Consider the following 21,839-nt stretch of genomic DNA (forward strand, 5'->3'; position numbering starts at 1 on the left):
CAATGACCGGGGCCGGTGGGGAGCTAAACGGTGTTGGCGTACAACTTTTGCAGTTCTTCGGGGACGCGTTGCAGTTTACCGTCACGGTCGATGACTCCCAACGTCACCGTTGCCTCGACCAGTGCGGTGCCGTCGCGAGTGATCGAGTAGTCGTGGATGATTTTGGCGGCGGTGACTTTCGCGATCCGCGTGTGGATATCGATCAGGTCATCGTACTTGGCGGAACTGCGATACCGGCAATCGACGCGGACGACGACCACGAACTGGCCCGCTTCCTCCATCGACCGATACCGACCGCCGCTGGCGCGCAGCAGCTCAGTCCGACCGATTTCGAAATACTGCAAGTACCGCGAATGATGCACCAACCCCATGGGGTCACATTCGTCGTAGCGGACGCGTAATTGGGTCGTATGTTCTCGCATTTTGATGTTCGTTCACTCGCCCCGAAGACTCTGGTACAGCTTGGCTCGTGCCAGTCGCCAATCTCGCTCGACGGTGGCCACGCTAACGTCCAAGACTTCGGCAACTTCGGGAATCGACAACCCCGAGAAGAACCTCAGTTCGATCACTTCGCGTTGACGAGGCGAGTCTTTTTCCAGTTCGTCCAATGACGCTTCCAGATCGACGAAGTCACATTGGTTGCTGGCTTCGAAATTGTCCAGCACGATATCCAACGAGCCACGCGTGTACTCGCCGCCTCGCTTGGTTGTCCGTCGGGCTCGGGCGTTATCGACCAGAATTTGTCGCATCGCGCGGTTCGCCATTCCGAAGAAGTAACGTCGGTCGGCGGCATTGGCGACCGCGTCGGAATCGAGCAACCGCAAACAGGCTTCGTTCACCAGCGCCGTCGCCTGCAACGTGTGATCGGGTCGTTCGCGACTCATCAGCGCCGCCGCCATTCCTCGCAGCTCGCTTTGCAGTTCGGTGAACAACGCTTCCTTGGCCGACTCGTCGCCCGATTTAACCCGCTGAAGCAGAATTGAGACTTCGTGAGGCGAATCAGTCATGGCGGCTACTCGAGATTTCGTCGGGGCAATCGATGGCGAACGTTGGACCACCAACATAACATCTGACGCCCGCCACCGACCGCGCATGAAAAACCCTCGCACCTTTTGCAAGTGCGAGGGACGGAATCGATCGTGCGGTCGGCTGACAAATTACCATCCGAAGGTCGGTTGGACGGCCGGTTGGTAGATCGGTTGTGGGTTGTAGTATTGGTTGTCGATGGCACGGGCACCGCTGAAGCTGTTTTGTCCCCAATTGGCTCGTGCGTTCGCGTTGGCACGGGCGTTGGACCAGGTTCCGTTGGCGATGGCTTGGCCGTTGGATCGGGCGACGCCACCCCAAGTCGATTGAGCGGTCGAGTTGACGTGCGATCGAGCACCCCATCCGTTCGCGATCGATCGGCCGTTGGCGATAGCGACGCCACCGTTGGCGATGGCGGTGCTGTTTCCGCTTGCGAAGCCACCGTTGCGACCGCTGCCGAACATGTTGGCTTGAGCGAATCCGCCGTTACGGGCGACGGCGGTCGCGTTCAGACGGGTGTTGCCGCGGCCGCTTGCGTTGGCGATCGCAGTGCCGCCGTTGGAGTAGCTGCTGGCGGTGACTTGAGCGTTTGCGTCGACTGCGAACATGCTAAGGGCGAACAAGCAAAGGGCGGCCAGGGCGATCGAGGTGGTGATGCGGGTCATCGTAAGGTTCCTTGAAAGAAAGTTGAGTGAGTCGTTTTTGAGTCTGAAAGTCACAGTTGGCTTTCATGGGAGTCATGCGAGAACCTTGGCCAAACCCCTTAACGCTTTCTTGAAGTTTTTTCGGACACCGTCATCGACTCATCAATTCGCTGTGTCACCGATTCACCGATTCGCCGATTCGCCGTGTCACCGATTCACCGTGTCACCGTGTCGGGCTGCGTCAACGAAAAAACGCCGAATCCTGGGCAGGATCGGCGTTGGGTGGTCGTTCCGTCGTACGGTGAACCGTTTTTAGCGATTCGCCATGAAGGCTACTTGAATGGATTCAAATTGCGTCCAAGCGAGCGTAGGTTGCCGGGCAGAATCGTGTTGCGGCGAACGGGTTGGCTAGGCCGACGCGCACCCGTTGTGGGTGTGGAAAACTGAACGTGTTCGTTTCGGTCTTCGATGACTCCACCTTGGCCGGGGTAAACGACTTGGCCAGGATAGACGCCATAGCCCGGTTGTCCCGGTCGGTTTTGGCCGGGTTGGGCACCTGGGGTCTGGCCGCCTGGCTGGGTGCTGTAGGTCACGTTTTCGTTTCGGTCTTCAATGATGCCGCCGCCGTGATGGACGCCACCGACTTGTCGCCGCGAAAGGTTTCCGTGCGGCACTCCGTTGGAAGTCCACTGGGTCCCCGTGACATGCCACTGGATACCGTTCACATCCGTTTCGTAGCGATTGACTTGTTGATACGAACCGGGGTCGGCATAGGTCCGGTTCGGGTCCAGCACGCTTTCGCGGACCGTGTTCTTGTCCGTCCGAACGATCACGCGGCCGGTGAAGGGATCGTACTGGACGTCGGAAACCTGGCGACCCGAGTTGTAGATTTCGGGGTTGTACCATCCACCGCTGTTGATAGGGCCTGCACCGCTGATTGGGCCTCCGCCATAAACCGGGGCTCCCTGGATCGGTCCTGGGCCGCCGACGCCAATCTGACCTGGGTACGATGTCTGGGCCGAAGCACTGGAGGCAGCCAACGACAGCGAAGCGACGATGGCGAGGGCGGAACTTCGTGAGATGATTTTCAAAGGCATGGTCTGGATCTCATGGGGTTAAATTGGGGATGTATGTCAGCATACTCGGGGAGTGTCAGTCAAACCTGCGTCGTGCGTCGGTTGGACCCTTAAGAAATTCCACGTAAAAACGTGATTCGTCGCTTTCTGGTCATTTCAGTGTGATCAGACGTCGCAATGCGAAAGGTCTTTCTGGGCAAAGGGTTGGCGAATCCTCTGGTTGGCGAATCCTCAAGGGGTGCCCCGCAGGGCACGGCGTACCGCGGCTTTGGCGCCGTCGCTCAGTTCGCCGTTTTCAAGTTGGTCCTGAATTTCAGCGATCGTGCCGCTCATTCGGACGCGTCCGACGTTGGGGTCCGACGATGCGATGTCCAGCATGATTTGGTCGCCGTTCTGGCTGACCGAAACCGATTCTCCGTTACCGGAAACGGACGAGGAAACCGACGAGGACGCTGATGAACGGGTTCCCGGCGACGTGCCCAAGGGCGAGAAGCTGCGGCCCATCGCGGGTCGGTTGGGCTGGATGACTGGGAACCGGTTCACGTTGGGCAGCATCGCTCCCGGCCGGTTCCCCATGCCAGCAACCAACATTTTTGGAACGCCGCGTCGGATCACCATCAATCCGATTCGCGGGTTCGCATTCCCAAGATCTGAAGCCGCTTGAACGGGCCGTTGGTCGATTTCGGTAAGGATATCGCCGACCCGCAGGCCCAACTCGGCGGCTCGACTGCCCTCGGCAACGCTCTCGACCACCATTCCTTTGTGGGGGCGAAGCAGCGGCAGGTGCATCCGCAACAGTTCTGGCATCTCGGTCAGCGTCATTCCCCATTCGTCGGCAACGGGAGCTTCCGCCACGGGCGGCGCCGGGGCATCTTGGGCAGGCAACGTGTTTGTGGTGAAAGCCAGCAAGGCGGCGGCGATAAGAAAGCGTTTCATGGGATGGCTCTTGGTAAAGGTGTGGCAAGTTTTATTGGAACGAATGCTGGAACTGCGAAAAGTCTTCGCCACCCGAGAGTGACGAAGACCGGAGGGGTATTGAGTCAGTATTTAGCGGTGGTTGAAGACTCGGTGGTTGGATCCGGTGTTGATCGATCCGTTCGTGACGGGGAAGGTTTGGTAGGTCGGTTGGCCCCATTGGCGAGTGTGGCTGTTGGACCAGGCGTTCGTGTTCTGGCCGAAGCCGGTCGATTGGCTGCCGCCGTAAACTCGCCCATTTTGGATCCCCGTTTGGCCGCCCGAGATGACTCGGCGGTTGCCGCCGGTGCTGGTCACACCGCCATGGCTGAAGTGGGTGCCGCCTCGACCGATGTTCAGGTTCATGTTGTGAGCCACGCCGCCCGGTCCGGCTCCGGCACCGATCGAGTTGCTGATCGCCAAGCCGTTGGGGCCGGCACCCAGTGCGAATCCGTGGCCAAATTGCATTCCGTTCTTCGAGCTGCTGCGGCTCTTGACGATCGAGATCGGGCCGTTCGCCGATCCGCCCGCTCCGGCGAATCCCTTGCCGATGTCGACCCAAGACCCGGCCGATTGAGCCGACGCGGTGGAAGCGGAAATGGAAAGGACAGCGGCCAAAGCCAGGCTGGCGAAAACGGTGCGAGCGACGGTGGTGATGGTGATCGAGTGAGTCATGGGATTTCTCTGATTTGGGCGTTTGCGGGAAGTTGGCGACCCGTTTGGCCGCCTCACCCAAACCTGCGGCAATTCGCCGGAAACCCCTTAAACGTTTTTCAAAAAGTTTTTCCCTGCTACTCCGGGGTCCACCAGGCCTGGACGTCGTCCAGCTTAATCCCGCCTGCCCCCGAAACCTCGATCCGCAGCTCGGCATCGTTCACAGGCGGCCAAGTCTGGTCGGTGGTTCGGAAATCCCCTTTGGCAACGGTCCACTGATCAGCCGCCGGTTGGACTTCGATGACCTTCGCTGCGTCGATCCAAACGCGACACGTCGCCGGACGGCTATCAACCGTCTTCATCCAAACCTCGATCTTGTATTCGGATGCCGGTTGGACGGGGAACACTTGAGTGACGTTTCCACCGCTTGCCGCTGGAATCATCAAGCATTGATCGCCGTCATGCGAGTCGTCTCGAACGACACGACCGCCCGCGTCGTCGGTCCAATAGCGGGTCGACCCGAGTTCAAACCCACCGTTCAGCACAGCCGCCCGGAATGGCCCCTCGCTGTCAATGGGGACTTCAAATTCACTGGCGCGAGGAATCTTCACCAACGCTTCCAAAAAGGTTTTCATCGCCGGCAGTTTCGGGTCCTCCGGTGCAACTTTTTGCAGTGACCCGTAGCGCATCCCCAGCGGTCGAATGACGGTCAGCATCAAATCGGTCGCCGGTTCCAATACGCGTGCGCGCTCAATCAACGTTTTCGATTCCTCGTACCGCTGGGTCGCACCCAAGACTCTTGCTTGTCCCAGCAGGGCCGCCGCCCGATGGTCGGCCGTTCGCCCTTTGGCAAAGGCTTCGCGATACGCCGTCATTGCTTCGGCGAGTCGATTGCGGTGTTCGAAACACTTCCCGATACCCCAATTGACCCAGTCATGATTGGGATCGATTCTCTTTGCGGCGGTGAAATGTTCCCCCGCCGCGGCGACCTGTGTGGCGCTGGGTCGTTCGTCTTGCAATTCCAGCAGTCCCGCCACGGCATGTGCGTGGGCCGAATCAGGTGATCGCTGCAGCGCCGTTTCAGCAGCCCGTCGCGATTCGTCCAATCGATTTTGACCCAATCGAATCGACGCCAGCAACGCGGGATACTTTGCATCATCGGCCAATCGATCGGCCATCGTTTCGACCACATCAGCCGCTTCTTCACGTCCTCTCAAATCATCGGCGCGGACCAACGATGCATCGACAATCGGAACTAACGCGAGAGTCAATTTCGAAGTCTCGATGAACCGATCGATCGCTCTTTCGACGCATGCGGCGTCTTCGGAACCCGAATCGTAGATCGCCAATCCGTGTTGCCAACCGACCCACGGTTGTTCGCCCTCGACTTGGTTGCGTGACAACCGATCGGCTTCTGTCGCGTCCGCTAAACTCCAGCGGCGAAGTTCTGCGGCTCGGCGTTTGCGGTCGGCCGCATCGAACTGCGAATCGGCTGCCGGCAATCGTCCGATCAACCTTGCTTGGGCGCGATAGATCGACGAACGATCGGCGAACGCAAAACACTTCTGCGGATCCATTGCTATGCATCGCCCGATGGCCTGGATTGCGGCGTCGAATTGGCGGGGGTCATTGCCACCGTCTCGCTGGGCCATCAGAAACTCGACCTGCGCGAGCGCCAGACTGGTCCAGTAATGATTGGGGCGCTGGGTCGACGCGCGAAGGAACAAGTCTCGCGACGTGACCAAGGAATCGTCACCTTGGTAATTGCGAAAGAATAGCTCGAAATTTGGGTCCATCGCCGCAATCATCGACAGCACACCCAAGCCGTGCGAATCGGTCGCAGTCTGGGTCAATCCAAGTTCGCTGGCGGCCAACCGTGACCCCTTCATCAACCGAAACTCGGCCGCGCGGCGATACCAGTGGGCGGCCTCGGAACGTCGAAACATTTCGATCCGCTGGCTGACGACTTCCGCCGATTGGCATTCGCTTTTCCCTTCGTTCGTCCGCAAAAATCGCCGTGTTGCACCAAATAGTCCGCCGCTTGAAGTGATCCTGCCGATACCCGTCAGCCGGGTTCCGGCGGTCTTGATCAGCATCGCGTCCAGCAACATCCACTGTTGGTAAACATCCCAACGAAGTCGGTCTGTTTGTTCCGGCGAAAGGTCGCTCGCCGGCAAATGAAACCACCAGTCGGGATGATCCCAGACACCAAGCGATTCCAGCGATGCGCGACAAGCCGCAATCGAACGACTGTCACGCGCAAGCACGTTGTAAAGACTCGTTTCGTCTGCGTATTGATAGAAGTCGACGATGCGGCTCAGCTCGATCGCCTTCTGAACCGTTTCGTCTTGGATTTCGCGTAACTGGGTTTCTTCGTCCAGCGAGTCGATCGCGCGGTCGAGCACGCTCAATGCGGATGAGAATCGGTCGGCAGCGACTTCCTTTTTCGCCAGATTGATTGCACCTTGGGCCGACGTCCGAAGTTCGATCAGTCGTCTTGCCGATACGGCATCGAGCGCCATCGCATTGGCATTGTTCTCTCTTTCGATGCGAAACTGTTTCGCCTTCAATGTGTTCCAGATTGCTGAGCCCGAAATCGATCCGACCGTGACCAACGTCGCCGCAACGGCCGCCGAATAGGCCAGCGTGCGGTGCCCACGAATCCACCGACCGATCCGCACCGACGGTGAATCGCGATGGACCGAAACGGGTTCGTCCGCCAACCATCGTTCGATGTCCGTCGCTAAGTCGGAAACACGTCGATAACGATTGGACGGGAATCGCGACATGGCTTTTAAGCAAATCGCCTGCAGCGCCGGTGGAACATCGGCGACGATTTCAGAAGGCCGTGGGAAGTCTCCGGCGACGATGCGAGGCAACAGTCGCTTGATCGAGTCGTCACGGTGTGGCGGCAGTCCCGCCAGAATTTCGTACAGCGTCGATCCCAACAAATAGATATCCGTTCGCGTGCTGATTTCGTCGATCCGGCCGTCGGCCTGTTCGGGGCTCATGTACTGGGGCGTGCCCACGGTGCCGACAGCATGTGACGGTGCCGAATCGTCGTCCTCGTTGTTTTGTCGAATCTCGTCCATGAACACTTGGGTCATGGACTCGCTTTGCGCCGGATCGAGCAACTTCGCCAATCCCCAATCCACCACCAGTGTTTCGCCATAGGGACCGACCATGATGTTGGCTGGCTTGATGTCGCGGTGCAGAATCTCGCGGCTGTGGGCGTAGCTGATCGTGTTGCAAACATCGATGAACTTACCCAGCAATTGACGCAGCCCAAGTAGTTTCACAGATGGTGTGTCATGAAGATCGCAGTTGTGGTAGTCGGCAATGGTTTGCTTGAGTGTGCCGCCCTGAATGAATCGCATCGCATAAAAACGGCGTCCATCGGGCCAGGTTCCCATCGCATAAACGGGAACAATTCCGGGGTGTTCCAACCGCCCGGTAACTTCGGCTTCTTGAACGAATCGCTTGCGAGCTTCGGGATTGTTCTGCCATTTCGGTTGGATCTGCTTGATCGCGACTTCGCGGCCGAGTTGTTGATCGAGCGCGATCAACACTTCGCCCAATCCACCCTGTTGATGTCGAGCAAGGACTTTGAAACGATGTGTTTCACCGTCACCGTCGGGCGATTCGTCGACCGACGACGGGACGGCGACCTCGTCGACGAACTGCTTGCCGATGAAAGCGGATTCCAAAAACTCGTCGCCACCGGCTGCTTCGTCGGCAGCCAGCAAGGCGTTGACTTTCGACTTTAAATCGTCGTCTCCGCCGCATTCCTGTTCAACGAAGGCTGCTCGATCGCTGGTGGGCAAATCGAGCGCGTCGAAGAAGATCGATTCCACGCGCTCGGCGCTCGATGGATTGGGTTTGCTCACAACGATGGGACTTCCAACTTCGAGTGTTCGGAAGCATTAGGATAACCTTTTGCCTCGCCGCGAAGCGTTGCTCGCGACACCTGTTGGTTTGTTCATTCGTTGATGCAACGTTACGCGTTGTAGATCAACCGGCCGATCGTTCCCGAAACAAAGTCGGTATAGACCAGCGATCCGTCGGCCATTCGCATGATGTCGGTGATGAAGCCGGCATTGGACGAAACAGGCACGATGTCGATCAACTGGCCGCTGGCATCGATACGTCCGGCGCGAAGCACTCGGTCACCAATGTCGGTGAAGATGAATGCGTTTTGCAGGCTTGCGGGATACTGGCCGCCTTGGATGAAGTCGCCCATGATGATTGCGCGAGCACCCGATGAATGGCTGCGCGTCCAAATCGGCGGCGTCACTTCGACGCCACTGTTTAAGAATGCCTGAGTGCCGGGCAGCGACGAGTAACTGCCTCGATCACCACCGGTCAAACCGTTTCCTTCGTACGCGGGCCAACCAAAGTTCTTGCCACGACCGGTGTTCAGTTCTTCCCAGTTAAGCCAACCGACGTCTGCGATGAAGACCTCGCCGTCGTTGGGGTTGATCGCGAATCGGAACGGGTTGCGAAGGCCCAAAGAGTACACGCGGCTGGCGTTGCTGGCGGAGTTGCCGTCAAAGAACGGGTTGTCCGAAAGTCCAAGCCCGGTCACCGGATCGACTCGCAAGATTTTGCCGTTCAGACTGTTCAGATTCAGGGCTCGCAAGTTGACCGCATCAACGCGACCGTACGAACCGCCGTCACCGGTCGAGATGTAAAGCGCGCCATCGGAACCGAATTCCATATCGCCGATCGTGTGGCTCAACTCATCACTGGCGATGAAGTCGGCAATATAATTTCCGTTGGCGTCGAGGCCTGATTGAGGATCGCTTGCCAGCGGACGACGATTGGGTTGACCGATGTTTTGGTAGGTGCTGTTGGTACCGACCACGACGACCTCGCTGCTGCGATCGGCCACCGTCCAGTCAGCGTTGACGGTCATGCGAGTCACTCGGGCGACGCGTCCGCCTTCACCATCGGGACCACCGTTGCCGCTCAATCCTTGAACTTCCGGTGGATCATAGGTGTAGGCCAAATAGATCTGGCGCGTTTGGGCAAAGTTCGGCGGGATCGCGATCGACATCAATCCACGGTCGTTACCGACCATGTTGACCATGTCACGAATGTCCAAGAACGGTGTGCTGGCAACGGTTCCGTTGGCGTTGACTAGGCGGATGATGCCGGCCCGTTCGGCGACCAAGAATCGTCCGTCGGGAAGTTGTTCGACGGTCGTCGGTTGCAGGAATCCGCTGGCGATCGTTTGCGTGCTAAGCGAACCGACGACTCGCGGTGGTGGCAATGCAGCCCCGTCGATCAACGCACTGACTTCGCCGCCGCTGATCGCACGGTCGTACATGCGGACTTCATCGATTTGACCGACGAACTGGTTGTTGATTTTGCCGATCGACAACTGCGCCACGGCAGTCGTCGGTCGCGAGCCGGCAAAGTTGTTATTGGTGCCGACGACTTCGCCGTTGACGAACAATTGCATGAACGTACCGTCGAACGATACCGCGACGTGATTCCACGCGCCAACGGTCAAGACGTTGTCGACGGAGACGCCCTTCCATGTGTTTCCGCCACTGCCGAAACCGACGGCCAGCCCATCGCCGTACGTATAGATGAACGGATAACGCGTGCCGATCGAATTGCCGACTTGGTAACCGATCACGCCACGATACACGTCGGTCCCGCTGGTCGGCCGAATCCAAAGCGATTGGCTGTACGAACCTTCGGTCAACCGTAGTGATTCGCTTTCGGCGATTTCGATCGAGTCGTTGACTCCGTCGAAGGCGAATGCGCCGGGGTTGTTGAAGTTGGTGTTGGGTGCCGTGGTGATCGGACCGGTGGTTCCGGCGAAGTTGGTCGCGACGCCGTTATTACCTAACCCTGACGAATCAAGGATCGGGCCGCTGTTGGACGTTTCGTTCAGATTCCAGTATCCGATCAAACCCGAACCCGATTCATCGTCGACAATCGTGATCTGGGCGGTTCGTGGTTGACCTTGGACGGCGCCTTCGACGCGGAACAGTGATACGCCGAACGAGATGTCGCCGTCGTCATTGCCGTCATCAATCAACGGAATGCTGATCGTGCCGAATTCTTGACCATCGGCAAAATTAACCACGCCCGACTCGATGCCGAAGTAATCGACACCCGAGACCGCCGATCCGTCTTGCGTGGTATAGAAGACCTGAGCTGCTCCGCTGGTGCCGCCCGTCCGTCGCAGTCCGATCGAAACGCTGCCCGCGTTTTCATTGACGGTAACTTGAGTGCTGGCCAATCCGATTTCGCCGGGGCCGGTTTGAGGCGGTGTGACGGTGCCGGTACCGCTAAGCACGTCAACTTCCAAGGACGTCAGCGATCGGTTGTACATGCGGACTTCGTCGATTTGTCCCAGGAAGTTGTTGTTGACCGCGCCGATGTTCAATCGGCCATAGGCGGTCGTCGGACGCGAACCGGCAAAGTTGCTGTTGGCAGAAACTTGTTCGCCGTTGACGAACAGTGTCATCGCCGTGCCGTCAAACGTGACCGCGATATGATTCCATTGTCCGATGTCCAACACGTTGTCAGCGATGACGCCTTTCCACGTGTTCCCACCGGTTCCGAACCCGGCATAGATCGCGTCGCCGTAGGTGTAGACAAACGGATAGCGTTGTCCGGCAGTCGAACCGGCTTGATAGCCGATCACACCGCGGAAGACATTGGTGCCGCTTGTCGGCCGAATCCAAAGCGATTGCGAATAGGTGCCTTCGGTCAAACGAAGCGACTCGCTTTCGCCGACCTGTATCACGTCGTTAACGCCATCGAAGTCGAACGCACCAGGATTAGCACCGTCGATTTCTGGTACATCGCTGGTTGGTCCGTTGGGCGCGACAAAGTTGAGCGCCGATCCGTTGTTACCGTTACTCGACGAGTCGACGATCGGTGATGTGGTGGATGCTTCGTTCAGCTTCCAATAGCCGATCAAGCCGTTGTCGATGGTAGGCGGATCAACAGGTGGGTTGACGGGACCAGAACCGTTGTTGGAATATTGAAAGTAACCGTTGGTGAAGAGCGTCTCTTGTTGCAGGTTACCTGACGTGATGCCGACGCCCTCGACGTAACCGGCGGAGCTGAACACGGCTGGGTTTTCTGTTTCGAACGTGACTCCATCGATCTCGATACGATCGACGTTTAAGTTGCGGTCGACCGGCGGTGCATACAGGTCGTTATCAAACGCGATGCGAACCTGATCGGCGGTTACCGTCGAATCCGCTTGGAACGTGAACACGCCGCCTGAGGCTGAAACGTTGTCGAACGCGGCAACGTTTTGGCCATCGATCAGCAACTGCATTCGTTCGTTGCCGGTATCGCCCGATGCGAAAATGCGGATCACGGAACCGTCGCCGGTACCTGGGTTGGACGGGCCGCTGAATTGAAAGTAACCGTCGGCGTGCAGGATCTCGGACTGCTTGTAACCCGGCGTGATGCCCACACCGGGCACCCATGTTCCGGTCGAAAACGTGCTGGGGTCTTCGGTTTCGTATTGAGTTCCGTCAACACGGATCCAATCGATCCCCAAGTTACCGTCGATGTTGTTGGCCGGATCGTATTGCGAGTTGACAAAATTGATTCGAACATCGTTAATGTCGGCGCCGTCGATGTCGGCAAAGTAGGACTGATAGTTGCGTCCAAAGACACCATCGTTGGTGACGGTAAACGTTTGAACGATTTGGTTGCCGATTTGCAGTTGCATCTCTTCGTTGCCGATCGATCCGGCGGCGCGAATTTCGATTCCCAGGTGACCCTGGTAGGATCGCATCGCTTGATCCGACAACGCGATGCCCGATTCGATCGAACCGACGTGGTATTCCAGTTCCCAGTCGCCTTGACGCAGCGCATTGGCGGTACGGTCGGTGGAAGCGGCAACGTCGGCGCCGCTGAGTCTCGCGATCTCGGCGACAAATTGTTTGCCGACGTCGCTGGACGCGACATCGCAGCCATACAGCATGATGTCCGCAGCGGTGTCCAGTGTCTCGCCCCAGGCGCGGATGTCGCCGGCGTGAATCTTCAAGTTGGCGGCTGATAGCTTGGTGGCGCCGAGTTGCAGTTGGCCGTCGGCACCGTGTGACAGAATATGAACTTGGCGGACGCCTGGATGATCGGCCAAGTAATCGCGAATCTGGGCAACGCCATCGGACTGGGAATGAATCAGCACCAGTGAAGCGCCCGAAGCAATCGGCTGGGCGACGTCGGTCAATTCATCAACGGCCGAGTCGACAAACACGACGACATCACTGGTGGTCGTCGGGTCGGATGGGGCGACGGTGGACGCGACTTCGCAGACGATATTCGCCGGCGCGGCAACGGCGGCGCCGGCGTCGGCTGCCATCATCACGCGAGTTTCAAGAGCGGTCAGCGACCAATGGGGACGTTGCAGATAACGACGAGATGACGAAACGCGTGTCATAAATTCGGTGCTTGGGAGAGTTGAGCTGGGATGCCAAATCGGATAGGAAACCAACTTCGATCGTAGTCCCACCCCCCATGCATGCAAATTTGCATGTGACTGTGCACGATCAAATCATGGCCAAATTGGGATGGATGTATCAGTTGTGCCGAATCGACGATGTTCCCGCGCAAGCTTTTTCTCGATTTTCGGCCCAATCCCTCGCCCCGAAGCCCAAAAGTGACCTAGTGGCAATGGGCAGCGCAGCGGTCGCGTTTCGGGTGACGTAGCCCGACCAAAAACGGAACCTGGATCCAAGAAAGATTGGCGTGCCTGCAGGCCCCCTGCACCAGAGTGACGGTGTTTCCTCTTTACCTGGGCCTCGCCTACCCAGTAGTGTTGCCAGACTGACCGGGCTGTTTCATTGGCAATGCCGCTAGATGGTGGCGAACCGCCCCGCTTTTCACTCGCATCGCCAACACAGGCAAGACAATGACGGCTGGACACGGAAGTCTATGCCCCTCGTCGCACGTGCCGCGCCGATCCATGATCGAGCGCGCGATGTTTGCCATTACCATGGCATTGCTTGGGTCGCTCGCTTGCGTTTCCGTTGCTTCGGCCTCGGATATCGCTACATCTACCGATGACATTGTCGATATCCGCTTGAATTGGCGATGGAAATCGCCAACCCCCACCTTGTGGGACCTGCAAGCAGAAGTTGTGGATGGAAAAACGGGCCGATTGATTGACGTCCAGAATCGCTGCGCAGCGCCGCAAACCGTCGGTGCCATCGAACGATCCGAAGACCAAAGCAGGTTCCGTTTCTCGCCTCGGAACCCGACCGGCGACGGAGGAGTTCGGTTCCGACTTCGTTGTTCCCCTGATGCTGTTCTGCGAATCAAACAGCTGGCAACAAGCCCGTCGCATAGCGCCAGTGACAACCGAGTCATGGAAGTCGCCGTTCGACGCTTGGTCGCTGGCGAGACGATTGAATCCAAAGGGGAGTCCCCCACGACATCCGCAACATCGACGTGGTCGCTGGGCCGGGAATCCGGTGACGCGCTGCGGATTGCGAGCGAGGCGGATCACGGGATCATGCATGCCGGACAACACCACGGCATCGTTGTGGCAGTCAACGCTTTGCATCAACCGCCGTCGCGAACACTGACACTCGCTTACAGTTTCTACGAGGTCGGTCGCGGTCAAACCGTTCATTCCGGCCAAAAGACTGTTTCGATTGACGAACACGGCAACTCATTGCCCATGGCGATCGAGGATGGAATCCTTCGCGACGAAGGCGTTTACGAATTTCGCTGCGAGATCGAAACGGAACAGGACAAGCTGTGGTCAAGACTGCGCCGAAAGGCCCCACCACTGGTCGCCGCAACCGAGTCATTGGCCGTCATGCCGTCGACGGATCTGTCTAACGCACCGCCGACGGCGAACACCTCTTGGACGACGGTCGAGTTGATCCAACCTTCGCAATCGCATTGGTCGGTCGATCAATGGATTCCCAAGCAAGCAACACGATTGATCTCGGGTGATACGGGTGTCGTCAGCGAATTGACCTCGCGCGATCACGATGGCGAGACCGTTTCGGTGTTAGCGGCCCAAACCGTATTTCAAACGAATTTTTCCGTTGCCAATCGCCACATGCCGCACAAGATCACGCTGCGTTATCCGGCGGACCTTGCCGGGTCGATGAAGATCGAAGTCGGCTCTGGCGAGTACCGAAACAACTTGCCCGTGTCATTCGTTTTGGCGCCAGACGATGACGCCAATCTGGATGAATCGGAAGAACGATCCGGGTGGCTGACGCAGACCTGCGTCTACTATCCCAGCGGCGATGACCAGATCTGGTTGACGAATCTGAATCAAGAAGTTGATGTCAGTTTCGAATCCATTCGCATCGAAGCGGGTCCGGAACGGATTGCTAACGCGAACGTCGACCGACCAATACATCGAGCTGCCGCATTGCGATTGAACCAATTCGATTGGTTCAACCGGCTGACAGAAGATCTGTTACAACGCGATACGGTTGGCAACTGCAGCGATCGAACGATCAGCTTCTATCGCACTTGGATCGCTACCGAACGATTGTGCGACCATGCGGCTGTGAACGGGATGAACAGCGTCGCTGTCGTCGCATGCGACGGTCATCGTGCTTTGTTCGATACCGGCCATGGCTTCGATCCCGTTTGGTTCGATGGCGATGATCAGGTTCGCGGCCCCCTGCTGATGCAGTTGGCGAAAAAGAACCAAATGCCAGTTTTCCTTACCGTCGACGCATTAGCACAGCCAGAATCCGCCAACGTCGCTACCCACATTGCCAATCAATGGCACGATGAACCAGCGTTCGCGGGAATGCTGTTTCGTTTCACCGGGAACTCCGGGGAACAACTACTTGCACCAGAAAAACAGTCTGATGCCCTCGAAAGTGTGCGCAATGATTCGCCGGCCGACGTTCGATGGCTCGTTGAAACGAACATGACGGCGATACTGCCGCCGCAAGCCGAGATCACACCGCTCGAGTCTCTTGCACTTCCCCGTCGTGACCGAACAACGATGCGCTCACTCTTTCAACAGCGTTTGAGTGCAGCGAAGCCATCCTCACACGACCGGCCGATCGCGGCGGCAATCGGCCAACGTGACGACGGTTCGGCGGTGTCCGTTTGCTATCCATCGCTGGATCGTGACGCGATATTGGTTTTTGATTCGATAGATCCCACCGTATTGATGGTCGAGCTTCCGATCGAATATCCGTTGCTGCTACCGCGACTCGAAAACGTATTGGTCGGATTCGAATCGATGCCGATCCACCACTCCAAATCGCTGGATGCCGCAGATCCATCATCGCAACATATTCGCTTGCACGTATCGACTTCAGTTTCTGAATCAAAGTCCTATGTGTCGGTAGTCTCGCTGGCTCCGTGGAACAACTTAATCGCGATCGACTCTGTCCCTGGTCAGGAATGGGAAGTTGTCAGTGGCGACGTGTCGATTACGAGATTACCATCCGATCCGCCGGATCGAATTCGGATGGAGCTACCCGCGGGCGAAGTCGTCGTCCTGCGCCGCGATGGATTGACATCACCCGTCCTAGCTTGGACGGCGGTTCCAGCCGGCGGACCGGTCGTTGTCGAGAAGATCAAACAAAGAATCACCTCCATTGTCGAGCGAATCGGCATCCTGGGGGACCCACGTGCGTACGATGGATTGGTCAACGGCAGCTTTGAACAGTCCGGCGGAATGGGTTTGGTCGGTTGGCTGCATGCGCAACATCCGCCGCAATGCGTCCGCGTCGATGAAGGCGAAGCGGTTGAGGGACACCAGTCGGTGCTGCTGACGACCGATGCGACGGTATCGACGAGGACGTGGCTGGTCAGCGAAACGGTGACTCCACCGGAAAGCGGCCGCTTGGCCGTATCGATGGCGTGTCGCGGCGAACTAAAACCTGAAGGTGCCGTACACCGTTTACGAGTCTCCATCGAGGCGACGCAAAACGGTTCGCCGATTCGACAAAGCGCCGACGTCGAGATACCGTGCAATGGTAAGTGGAGGGCGCGATCGATCGTGCTCGAAGCCGACTTCATCGATCCCAATCGTACTGAATCCGTTCGTTTGACGATCGACAGCTTGTCGGGCGGTCGCGTTTGGATCGATGACATCCGTTTGCATGACCAGTTTCCGTTGGCAAAGGAACGTGCGGAGCTCCAAAGCCAAGCGTTCTTGGCGGTCCAAGGTTTACAACGAGGAAATCTGACGCCATCCGCCCGTTTGCTGCAGAATCATTGGGCCCGGTTCCTGCTGGTTCATCCGCCGGATGAAGTAACAAGCCAAGTCAATGAATCTGGTGCCAAACAGCCGGAATCAACGGGCGTCGCCGAGCGAGTGCGAAGTTGGTTACCGCGACCACTTAGGTTCTGAGTTATCCGTCGTTTCTGTATATGAAGGATTGTGATGCGAAGTTGGACCAAGAAGATCGTCGCGGGAGTGATCGCTGTCACGTCGATTTGTGCCGGCGCCACGTTCTGGGCTCTCCAACAATCGCAATTTGTCCCCGAGTTTTACACGGCCGCATCCAACAAAGGCTCGACAAGCACGGTCGAGGCAAGCCGTCGATTGCAGGCCGAAGTCCAACAGCTCCGTTCGGATGCGGCAAAGATCGGTTCTTGGCGAGCCGCATTCAGTGACGAGCAAATCAACGCGTGGTTGATTGAAGAACTGCCTCAGAAGTTTCCACGACTGGCGGCGCTGGGCGCACGTGAGCCTCGCATCGTCATCGAGGATGATCGTGTCTTGGCGGCCGTTCGCTACAAGCATGGTCGCATCGATACGGTCATCTCGTGCGAGTTTGTGGTTGTGTTGACCGAGGAGCCGAACCTGCTTGCGTTCCGCGTCGAAAATCTACGAGCCGGTTCGCTGCCGCTGCCGCTGAGCAAGTTCTTGACCGGCATCACCAAAGAAGCGGCTCGTGGTGATATCGACATCCGATGGGACCTGACCGATTCGGGGCCGATCGCGTTGGTCAACATCCCCAGCGAGGACCCGCGCTACGACATCAGCCCCGTCGTTGTCGCATCGGTCATGACCTACAACGGCGCCGTACTGTTGTCGGGGTACACCGGTGAAGCATCAAAAACCGCGTTTCGTCCACGAGGGCCGGTGCATCAGTTTGTATCGTATCGTCCGCGCAGGCAAACCATCGACCAACCCGCCAGCTTCAGTACGTCATCGCGTCCCGATTCATCCACCATCCGCTGAAAAATGACTTCGCCGTCGGTCATGGCCAACGGATGAACGGATCGTTTCGGATCGACGATCAAACGAGCGGCAAAGCGATCCGCCGATCGGTCAATGGCAAGATATGTGCCTCCTAGCACCCGAGAAACTTCGCCGCGATCGTTGCTGATGGGCCCTTCGTAGTCGATGTACTCTTTCCGATGTGGCGGTAGTTGGTCGCAAGTGACTCCGAAATCGCTGGACCAATCCGCGATCACAGGCGACGACCAAGTCGTAAGGGAATCGCCATCTTCGAACATCCAATCAAAGTGGTCGTACGGGATTCGTTGGAAAGCCGATCCGATGCGATGGTGTAAAACGGCGAATCGGAGAGAATTGGGAATGGTGTGGTTCATTGAGATCCTTCTTTCCCAACCGAATCACTGAGGCTTTGGTATCGCCGTTTCGTTTGTGCATCCATCGTCGGTAGCGTCAATCGAATGTAATCGGCGCGACGCTTTGCCTCGTCACCTCGATTCATTGGAACCAGCAATTCGATCGCGGCAGTTTTTGCACGGTGCCACGACGGGCTGCCGCTGGGGCTGCCCGCGGCCACGCGATCCAGATAATCGATCGCTTTTTCTCTTGCACGTATATCGGTGGACGCCGCCAACGATTCAGCCGCCGCGAACAACGTCTCGCTCGTGTTCGGATCGGTCGCGATGTGTTCATCAAGAACGCGGATGGCATCGTCTGGACGGGCCAGCCAGAGGTAGCGAGTCGCTTGATCGAGAACGGAATCGTCGGCTTCCGGCCATCGCTGGATCCACTGAGCAATCGGTTTTCGCAGTGGTGGATCTTCAATGCCATCCTGCATCAAACGTCGAATCAAGCAACGTCGCGTTGCAGCCGAAAGTCCGTCGGCGGGAACAGGAGTCTGTAAATTGAATTGGCCCGAAACGCGGCAACGAATGACCGCGGATAAAAAATCATCGCCATCCTTTGTCAAGGGTTCCGCAATCCGCAACGACTCTCGATCGCCCATCGTCGCGATCGCCACTCTGTAGACCGAAGCGGCGCTCGGAATCTTTGAAGCCGGCTTGAACGATGCCGCGACGTGTTCGGAGAATTCGCCAAGGCGATCCGAAGGCGTCGAAAGCATGGCATTTTGCCAAAGGTCGAGAGCACGATTCCATTCCGTCGGCGTCAACGCGTCGGCGCGAATCAACGAAGCTTCTGCGGCCTTCGATTTGTCTTCGTCAGCGTCAAGGATCTTGATCAACCATTGGTGTGCCGCGTTGGCGGTTTCGCCACTGGCCCAATTCGTGAGATGGTCTCGCAACATATCAATGATCGCATCTTGTCTCGCGGCCGCATCGTCCAACTTCGAGAACATCAAGACCGAGTGCATGTGTATTTTTGCAGCGTCCGTGGCCGACGGCTTGTTCGTCGCCGTTGCTGCCAGAACGATTGCGGCATTCTCGGCTTCATCAATCGAAGACCATGCGGCAGCGGCTTCCAATGCATGTCGGATTGAAGCATCGGGATCGGCTTCGGCGGATGCAGCAGCGGCAAGCAATTCGGCGGCGCGAACCGCATCGCCTCGTCGCAACCAGTCACGACCCTGGGCGGCAATCAAGGAAGCTTCGACGGTGGCAGCGGATCCACCGGATCGCATTCGCGCCAACGAAATCGCTTCGGCACGACGGGTTGCGTACGGGCCACCACGTCGGCCGATCATTTCGATCCACTGGGCAACTTGACGCGCGTTGCCGTCACCGGTTTGCATCTTTTCAAGCAAGTAGCGAAGTCGCACCAAATCCATTTCGACCGACGGAGGTGCGTTCATCAGATCGTCGCCGTAAAACGAGTTCACGATTTTTCCGGCGGCGACCAATTCATCGCCTGCCAATTCGATTCGTGCGGCGACCGCGACCATCGCAGGCGGCAACGGCTTGGAATATTCACGGCTAAGATTCGCGAACAATTCCGAAGCACGTTTCCGATCGCCCGACCGCAAGATCGCTTCGACTCTCAGTCGATTGATTTCCCGCCGAGCCGTCGATTCGGCGGACAGTCTGGCGATAGCTTCATCGGCGGCTTGCTCGGCCTTCGTCGCGGCGGCGATGCCATCGGAATGTGACGAGTCGTTCGGTAGCGCGGAAAAAACTTCGGCCTGCAGTAGTGAGATCGAGACCGTTTCGACTAACAACTCTTGTTCCAAACGCAGCAGGTCATCTGCCAACGCAACGTTGTCGATACTGCGATCCCGCTGCACCGATTGGCGTTTCGCGCGAACCTGGTCCGCCAACCCGTCCATCGCGGAAGTGGATGCCAACAGGCGTGATGTTACTTCGCCCGCATGCGATGCGGCGTTCGGATCGACGGCCAACGCTGTCACCGCGAACCTTGCAGCAGCACGTCGGACCGCCAATTCCTGGGAAGCCAGAAAGAGTCTTCTCGGGTGGTCTGGATACGACGCCAGTAACTGTGCGACGGGTTCCGACGCGGCGACCTCGGCGGCGGCGTCGAACGAAACCCCAGCCACGGTGCGTGCCGTCCGCACTCGCGATTGATAGATTGCCGCTCTTGCGACTCCGTCACCCAGCGGATCGGAATCCACACCAGTCAAACGATCGCAAAGCGCTTCGGCTTCGTCGAAACGCGAACGGTCGACGAGTGCGTCGACCAAGTCGGCCGTCGCATTGTCGCTCGTTCGGCCGACGATCGAATCGGCGGCAGGGGCGGCCACGGACATCGAAACGACGAGAGTCAGTACAACGGCGAGGTTCGAGTACTTCATGGTTCAAGACGATGGGTCGGCGGCGAACAGGACACGATCGGCGCCCGCCGATCGAGCGGCGTCGTAGATCGAAACGGCGTCCTTCATCGTGACGTCATCGGCTGGATCAATGATGACGGGAGGCTGAACGCCGAGCGCCAATATTTTCGACAATCGTTCGCCCAGTGCGGCGGGGCTTCCCAGTTGCTCGCCGCCGAAGTCGATTACCATGGCCGCGTCTTGCATGTTCAATCGAATGACAATTTCGTCGAAGGCTTCAGTGGGCGCCGATTCCGTTTGAGTCTCACCACCCCCGGCCGGCGGTTGGGCGATCGAGCTTGGCAAATCAAACTCGGGCAGCTCAAAACTGCTGGTCCAAACAAAGAAGACCAACAGTAAGAAGACGACGTCGATCATCGGCGTCATCTTCAACTCCATCGGCTGGCGATCGGAACCTCCGGGCAACTTCATGGTGTGGATTCCTCGCGTACGGCGATTGCGGCATCCGTCACCCCGGCGATCGCGGCTTCCCGCAGGACCGGTTCGACGTATTGGTACTGGACCGCACCTTCACAGCGAATTCGGATCGCGGCGTCGGCGCCCGATCGGGCCAGCAGGTCGCCTAGGATCGGCCTCAGTTGATCGGCCGTGACCACATTGCCGCCCACCAAGATTCGGGCGGCCGCATCGACGCTGATCGTCAGCGGCATTTTTTCCAAATCGACAGGGTCAAAGCTGGCCGCGATGGGAAGATCCAGAGGAAGATGATTCTCTTGGCGGGCCAGGTGGCTGGACACCAAGAAGAAGATGATCAACAGAAAAACGACATCGATCATCGGTGTCATGTTGGCACCAACGGGTGAGCGACGATTCGAACCATAGCCGTGTGATTGGGGAACTCGCATTCGCCCATGGTACCTCACAGGTGTTGGTTTATCCGATACCCTTGACGGCATCACCACTTCGATTGCCAACGAAAAATGACCATGGCCGACAGCGTTACGTTTCTGAAAAATTTCCTGCGCAACCCCACTCAGGTCGGCGCGGTCGCGCCCAGCAGCACCGGTTTGGTGGATGCCATGGTCGATTGGTTTCAATGGGACACCGCACGGAACATCGTCGAGTTTGGACCGGGAACGGGCGTGTTCACCGAAGCCGTGCTGAAGCGAAAGCACGCCGACGCCAAGTTCTTTGCCATCGAACGATCGGCCGATCTGGCCCAGCGGACACGAGAGCGTTGTCCGGGTGTTACGGTTTACGAAGACAGTGTTGCCAACGTCGTCGATCTGTGCCGCAAGGAATCGATCGACCAGGTCGATGCGATCGTTTGTGGTTTGCCGTGGGCGTCGTTTTCCGATTTGCTGCAAATGGAAATCATGGATGCCATGTTGGAAGTTCTGGCCCCCGGCGGCCAATTCGCAACGTTCGCGTATTGGCAGGGCGTCGTCTTGCCCGCCGGGATGCGATTCTCGCGGCGACTGCGAAAGACGTTCCCGCACGTTGAACGCAGTCACACGGTCTGGAAAAACTTGCCGCCTGCTTTTGTGTATCGCTGCGTTCGGTGACGCACGTTTCGC

15 protein-coding genes are annotated in these 21,839 nt (G+C 57.9%); 3 read left to right on the top strand and 12 right to left on the bottom strand.

Annotation, left to right across the window (positions count from 1 at the left end):
- Window positions 1–23: 23 nt before the first annotated feature.
- The 8 genes from Poly51_RS14055 to Poly51_RS14090 form a co-directional block, all read right to left on the bottom strand.
- Complete coding sequence (locus Poly51_RS14055; protein ID WP_146458381.1) at window positions 24–422, bottom strand: acyl-CoA thioesterase; 399 nt, start codon at window positions 420–422, stop codon at window positions 24–26.
- A gap of 12 nt (window positions 423–434) precedes the next feature.
- Entirely contained in the window at window positions 435–1,007 is a 573-nt protein-coding gene (locus tag Poly51_RS14060; protein ID WP_146458382.1) for a sigma-70 family RNA polymerase sigma factor, read from the bottom strand.
- A 150-nt stretch (window positions 1,008–1,157) separates the two neighbouring features.
- Window positions 1,158–1,691 carry a hypothetical protein gene (locus Poly51_RS14065; protein ID WP_146458383.1) on the bottom strand — a complete coding sequence of 178 codons (534 nt, stop codon included), beginning with the start codon at window positions 1,689–1,691 and terminating at the stop codon, window positions 1,158–1,160.
- 311 nt (window positions 1,692–2,002) lie between these two features.
- Window positions 2,003–2,767, bottom strand: a complete 765-nt coding sequence (locus Poly51_RS14070) for a hypothetical protein (protein ID WP_146458384.1) — start codon at window positions 2,765–2,767, stop codon at window positions 2,003–2,005.
- 210 nt (window positions 2,768–2,977) lie between these two features.
- A complete protein-coding gene (locus tag Poly51_RS14075) occupies window positions 2,978–3,682 on the bottom strand; it encodes a PDZ domain-containing protein (RefSeq protein WP_146458385.1) in 705 nt (234 codons plus the stop codon).
- Window positions 3,683–3,793: 111 nt separating this feature from the next.
- The gene (locus tag Poly51_RS14080; RefSeq protein ID WP_246114493.1) at window positions 3,794–4,375 is read right to left on the bottom strand and encodes a hypothetical protein; all 582 of its coding nucleotides are present in this window, start codon (window positions 4,373–4,375) and stop codon (window positions 3,794–3,796) included.
- Between the two features lie 116 nt (window positions 4,376–4,491).
- Window positions 4,492–8,241: a protein kinase domain-containing protein gene (locus tag Poly51_RS14085; protein ID WP_186775544.1), complete on the bottom strand. Its 3,750-nt coding sequence runs from the start codon at window positions 8,239–8,241 to the stop codon at window positions 4,492–4,494.
- Window positions 8,242–8,351: 110 nt separating this feature from the next.
- A complete protein-coding gene (locus Poly51_RS14090; RefSeq protein ID WP_146458387.1) occupies window positions 8,352–12,779 on the bottom strand; it encodes a DUF4347 domain-containing protein in 4,428 nt (1,475 codons plus the stop codon).
- A gap of 540 nt (window positions 12,780–13,319) precedes the next feature.
- On the opposite strand from Poly51_RS14090, the gene Poly51_RS14095 reads away from it, so the two are divergent.
- A complete protein-coding gene (locus Poly51_RS14095; RefSeq protein WP_146458388.1) occupies window positions 13,320–16,685 on the top strand; it encodes a hypothetical protein in 3,366 nt (1,121 codons plus the stop codon).
- Between the two features lie 33 nt (window positions 16,686–16,718).
- Window positions 16,719–17,522, top strand: coding sequence for a hypothetical protein (locus Poly51_RS14100; RefSeq protein ID WP_146458389.1), 804 nt, complete (start codon window positions 16,719–16,721; stop codon window positions 17,520–17,522).
- Here the strand turns inward: Poly51_RS14100 and Poly51_RS14105 are convergent.
- From Poly51_RS14105 to Poly51_RS14120, 4 genes are read right to left on the bottom strand one after another with little or no spacing between them, the layout of a single operon-like run.
- Window positions 17,429–17,896: a hypothetical protein gene (locus Poly51_RS14105; RefSeq protein ID WP_146458390.1), complete on the bottom strand. Its 468-nt coding sequence runs from the start codon at window positions 17,894–17,896 to the stop codon at window positions 17,429–17,431. The two genes, Poly51_RS14100 and Poly51_RS14105, sit on opposite strands and share 94 nt — an antisense overlap.
- Window positions 17,893–20,283, bottom strand: a complete 2,391-nt coding sequence (locus Poly51_RS14110) for a hypothetical protein (protein WP_146458391.1) — start codon at window positions 20,281–20,283, stop codon at window positions 17,893–17,895. The genes Poly51_RS14105 and Poly51_RS14110 overlap by 4 nt, the downstream gene beginning before the upstream one ends.
- A gap of 3 nt (window positions 20,284–20,286) precedes the next feature.
- A complete protein-coding gene (locus tag Poly51_RS14115; protein ID WP_146458392.1) occupies window positions 20,287–20,733 on the bottom strand; it encodes an ExbD/TolR family protein in 447 nt (148 codons plus the stop codon).
- Window positions 20,730–21,218, bottom strand: a complete 489-nt coding sequence (locus Poly51_RS14120; protein WP_315853669.1) for an ExbD/TolR family protein — start codon at window positions 21,216–21,218, stop codon at window positions 20,730–20,732. Before Poly51_RS14120 ends, Poly51_RS14115 begins: the two co-directional genes overlap by 4 nt.
- 30 nt (window positions 21,219–21,248) lie before the next feature.
- Between Poly51_RS14120 and Poly51_RS14125 the strand changes: the two genes are divergently transcribed.
- Window positions 21,249–21,827, top strand: coding sequence for a class I SAM-dependent methyltransferase (locus tag Poly51_RS14125; protein ID WP_246114494.1), 579 nt, complete (start codon window positions 21,249–21,251; stop codon window positions 21,825–21,827).
- Window positions 21,828–21,839 lie beyond the last annotated feature (12 nt).

This window comes from Rubripirellula tenax, assembly GCF_007860125.1.
GTDB lineage: Bacteria > Planctomycetota > Planctomycetia > Pirellulales > Pirellulaceae > Rubripirellula > Rubripirellula tenax.